The organism is Dethiosulfatibacter sp. (genome assembly GCF_983023055.1).
The window spans coordinates 2,976-7,778 of sequence record NZ_CEZJXU010000068.1 but is presented as its reverse complement, the minus strand read 5'-3'; the positions used below and the strand labels follow the sequence as shown (position 1 = coordinate 7,778).

Annotated in this window: 5 protein-coding genes and 1 riboswitch; of the genes, 3 read left to right on the top strand and 2 right to left on the bottom strand. The window is 35.8% G+C overall.

Features of this window, described 5'->3' with window-relative positions; all coding sequences use genetic code 11:
* The first annotated feature begins 15 nt into the window (after positions 1-15).
* Positions 16-678 carry an HAD family hydrolase gene (locus AC3AX0_RS03980; RefSeq protein ID WP_487549010.1) on the top strand — a complete coding sequence of 221 codons (663 nt, stop codon included), beginning with the start codon at positions 16-18 and terminating at the stop codon, positions 676-678.
* Between the two features lie 96 nt (positions 679-774).
* Here the strand turns inward: AC3AX0_RS03980 and AC3AX0_RS03975 are convergent, their stop codons facing one another.
* Entirely contained in the window at positions 775-978 is a 204-nt protein-coding gene (locus tag AC3AX0_RS03975; protein ID WP_487549009.1) for a hypothetical protein, read from the bottom strand.
* A 1-nt stretch (position 979) separates the two neighbouring features.
* Positions 980-3,460, bottom strand: a complete 2,481-nt coding sequence (locus tag AC3AX0_RS03970; RefSeq protein ID WP_487549008.1) for a Lon protease family protein — start codon at positions 3,458-3,460, stop codon at positions 980-982.
* Between the two features lie 133 nt (positions 3,461-3,593).
* Positions 3,594-3,707, top strand: a riboswitch (molybdenum cofactor riboswitch).
* 21 nt (positions 3,708-3,728) lie between these two features.
* Here AC3AX0_RS03970 and AC3AX0_RS03965 point away from each other — a divergent pair.
* A complete protein-coding gene (locus AC3AX0_RS03965) occupies positions 3,729-4,262 on the top strand; it encodes an FMN-binding protein (RefSeq protein WP_487549007.1) in 534 nt (177 codons plus the stop codon).
* Between the two features lie 179 nt (positions 4,263-4,441).
* On the top strand, positions 4,442-4,803 hold a 362-nt coding region (locus AC3AX0_RS03960), incomplete at its 3' end, for a hypothetical protein (protein ID WP_487549006.1).

The following is a 4,803-nucleotide window of genomic DNA, read 5'->3' as shown; positions in this document are numbered from 1 at the left end:
ATACAGGAGAAACATATGAAAAAACTAGCAATATTCGACTTTGACGGAACCTTGTTTACAGAACTAACTGTCCCATATCTTTTTGATAGGTGGATGAGTCTTTCTTATCCAAAAAAATCAGCTTCAAAGGTGAAAGGGATAATACTTAAAGATTATTTCCTGAATAAGATAGGAATCCTTTCAAAGAAAAAATTCAGAGACAAAGCTACAGTTGATTTTCTTAAACTCTTCAGCAACATGTCTGAAGAAGAAGTCATAGATTTTTTCGAAAAAGCTTGTGATGGAATAGATAATCATTTCAACAATGACATACTAAATGAAATTGAAAAAGCAAAGAAAGAAGGATATGAGCTTGTACTGGTATCTGGAAGCTTTCAGCCAATGCTAGACGCTGCAATGAAGAACCTGGGCTTTAACAAGATAATAGGGACAAAACTGCCCTTTAAAAATAACAGGATGGATTTCGACAAGGGCTTTCACATTATAAACGGAATTGAAAAGAAAAATGCAGTTTTAAAGGAATATGAAAATGAAGAAGTAGATTACGATAACAGCAAAGCCTTTGCCGATAGCTATTATGATGAATTCATACTTAAACTTACTGGAAATCCTGTGGCAGTAACCCCTGATTCAGGACTCAGGAAAATAGCTGAAAATGAAGGATGGAAAATCATCTAACACAAAAGTTTAAAAATATTTAAACTAAAAAAATATGGATTTCAGCATAGGGAGCTGATATCCATATTTTTTATACTCATGAAAATTAATATTTCTCTATTTTTTTTTATCCTTTTCTTTATCCTTATTCTTTTTCTTGTCTTTATTCTTACTCTTTTTCTTTTTTTCGATTTTTTTGATAGCGTTTTTTTCTCCCTTTTTACACTTGTTGCCCTTAATGGAGATTATTACACCATCCTTTGCTTCGAACTTCACCTTGCATTTGTTTTTACAACCCTTACATGTGAATTCCTTTTTCATTTTACATCATCTTCTTTTTCTTCTTTAACATCCTTTGCTTTGATCTTGGATTTTTTTTGTTTTTTACATCTTCGGATTCATCATCGTCTTTCTTGTCGAAGTCCAAAGGCTTAAGATACTGCTGAAGCTTCTGATCCACAAGGCAATGGATTGTATTCTCTTCATAACATCCATTTTCATCCAGAGATCCTGCAGGAACTCCAGTGAGTATTTCAATTCCATCGTCAATCAGTTTAACAGGATAGATATGGAATTTTCCATTCTTGACAGCTTCCGTCACCTCGTCGTTAAGCATAAGGTTCTTCACATTCTGGTGAGGTATGATTACACCCTGCTCTCCAGTCAGCCCCTTCATCTTGCAAACCTTGAAGTAACCCTCTATCTTCTGGTTAACTCCTCCTATTGGCTGTATCTGTCCTCTTTGATTTACCGAACCCGTTACGGCTATTCCCTGCTTGATTGGAGCACCGGAAAGACTTGACATTATTGCATATAATTCCGTACTTGAAGCACTGTCTCCGTCAATTCCCGAGTAAAGCTGCTCGAATACTATGCTGGCTGAAAGCGCAAGTGGTCTAGTCTGTGCATACTTGTATCCCATGAATCCGTTTATTATCATTACACCCTTATCGTGTATCTTTCCGCTTGTCCTTGCTTCCCGTTCAATATTTATAAGACCGGCTTTTCCCCTATAGGTGGATACTGTTATCTTAGAAGGCTTTCCGAAGGAATATTCACCAGCTCCAACTACTGCAAGTCCATTTATTTCTCCAACCTTTTCCCCTTCAACATCAAGTAAATAGGTTCCCTCGTCAAATAGCTCTAAAACTTTATCCTCATACATGTTGTTCCTGTTTATCTTCTGCTGTATAGCCTTTTCAACATGCTTTTTATATACAAGATTGCTTTCTTCCAGACAGGCCCATGAATCAGCTTCGTAAATAATTTCAACAACCTTGTTGAATCTTGATGAAAGCTTCTCCTGATTGTCTGCAATCTTTGAACTGTATTCTACAACCTTGCAGACTGCATCCCTTTCAAAGTGCTTAAGATCTTCCTTTTCACAGTGGGAAGCTATGAACTTAGTCATTTTTTCCACATTTGCACTGGATCTTACCATTTCAACATCAAAATCAGCCCTGATTTTGAAGAGCTTTGAAAACTGCTCGTCATATGAATAAAGCATACTATAGGACCTTGGATCCCCTACCAGTATGACCTTGATGTCAAGCTTTATTGGTTCAGGCTTAAGGCCTGTAGTTACAGGATATCCCATTGTAGTCTGAATTGTCTCTATCTTTGTCTCGTCATTCAATAATGCCCTCATTAGTCCCTTATATGCAAAAACATTTTCCATAAGGTCCTTTACCTGAATAATAAGATAACCTCCATTTGCTGCATGGATAGATCCAGGAATGATTTTTTTAAAGGAGGTCTTTAATACTCCCATTTCATTCACAAACTCTATGTTTCCCAAAAGGTTTGAATGTGTTGGGTTTGTCTCAAATACTACTGGTGCATTCTCTTTGTCAGAATTGTCTATGAAAAGATTCACCTGATATCTTTCAAAGAAAGAATCATTGTTTTTGTTCTGCATTGCCAAAAATGGATTCGACTGCGGCTGCTTGTTGTCTGTCTTGAACATGTCTACCTTGTCTATTATGTCATTCTTCAAGTCTATAAGATAATTTTCAACTTTTTTGTTCCCGTCAAATCTGTATTTCAACCTGTCTGTGTGTAGGTTTACAACCTTTGTTGCAAATTCACTATCAAGCTTCTTGAGCTTGTCCCTGAAGCTTTCGTCTATGTCCTTGATTTTCTTGAACAGGTCAATGCTTGCAAGGTTCAGTTCACTAGATTTTTTCTGTATCTCGGCGTATTTTTCCTTTGAGATGTCCTTAAAATCCTCTTCTGTCATAGGAACATCATTTTCCTTAAGTGGTACGCTGACAAGACCCCTATCTGTATTTGAATATATAAAACCGAATTTCTTGGCAAGAGTATTAAGCTCAGCCAAAAGCTCCTCGGAAGTTTCGTTAAGCTGCTTGAAAAGCATATTTTTTGCTCTTTCATATTCCTTTGAAGTAAAGGTGTTCTCTATTTCCTTCTTTATAAATATAATCGTATTTTCTATGGCTTTTTTGAAAATTTTTCCCTGTCCGCTATCCAACCTAAGGGATATTGGATTTTCAGGTTTCTTGAAATTGTAAACGTATACCCAGTCTCCTGAAGTATTTTCTCCACGAGCCTTCTTTTCCGTAATAAGACTAATATAGGAATTTCTACCGGTTCCACTTATTCCTGAAATATAAATATTGTAGCCTTTTCTTTTTATATTAAGGCCGAAATCAATTGCTTCAACTGCTCTTTCCTGTCCAATGATTCCCTCAAGTGGCTCTAAGTCCGCCGTGGATTCAAATTTTTTGCATTCATCACAGCATTCATTTCTCAATTGAGTGTATTTAAGTTCATTTCCCTTCATATCATGTCCTCCAAAAATCATCTTTCCTCTATGTTCTTTATATTATAACACATATTCATTATATATTTACAGACATAATAACCTTTTCCTCACTAAATTTATATTGAATTTAGATATTTTTTTTGGTAGAATTAGAATGTATTAACTCCGATCTGATTTTCCTAAGGTTTTCTATGGTAATCAGACTATGGGTTTGTCTGGAAACGGACCTGCCTCCCGGTTGGAAAGGAGATGATTTTATCTATTCCGGGTGGAATAGATATTTTTTATGGAAAAAAAAAGAATAATAGCTTTAGTATCATTAATTGCAATATCCCTGGCTGTACTTTCATTGACCATGGAATACAAGAATGAATATCTTGCTTCCATATATCCCGAAGCAAATATTGTAGAAACAAGTTTCGATAAGAACTTAAATTCTAAAAATTGTTTTGCGGAATATGTTTACGAAGTCCATTTGGAGAATAAGAATCTTGACTGCTATTTCATAAAATCCATAGGATACAAGGACTTTGTCTACTATATGGTTGAAATAAACAACATCGATGAAAGTATTGAAACAGTCAGACTAATTGACGAACACGAAACAGAGGATTACGGAGGATACATAAGGGAAGGATGGTTTCTGGAAAGATTTCAAAACATGCCTCTATCCCATCCAGCAGAACTTGTAAAAATGCATAAAGAAAATGATTATGAAATAGTCGCAATAACCGGGGCAACTATTACTAGCCACTCAGCTACAGAAGCTGTAAATTTGGCAATCGAGATTCACCACAAGAAAGCAGCTACGCTGCGTTAAATGCACAAGCATTTATTAAGACGCGAAGGAAAGTTTCCTCAAACGCATAACACCAACGCTTCAAGGGGTTATGATATTAACTTTCCTAAGCTGACAAGAAAGCAGCTAAGCCGTAGTAAATACGTGAGCAGTTATTCAAGACGCAAAAGAAAGTTAAAACAAAAACTAAGGAGAGAATCATGTCAAAAAAACTGAAATTATTAAGCATAGTGTTTGTATTGATACTTGCATTTGCTGCATGTACACCAAAAACAGAAGACAACAACGAAGGAACTGAAACAACTGAAACCCCTATAGAAATACAGGGTATTGAAGGTGGAACAAAAATGATTGATGCCGAAGAAATCAAGGCTATGGAATCTCAAACACTTGCAACAACAAACATTTCATCAAGCGGTGAAGTTGTTGAAGTTGAAATCAAGGGCATAAAGATAAACAAAATACTTAAGCAATATGAACTAAGACAGGATGATTTTGAAGGTATAAGATTTTTTGCTGGTGATGGATATTCAATCGTCATTCCAAAGGAAATCCTTGGTAC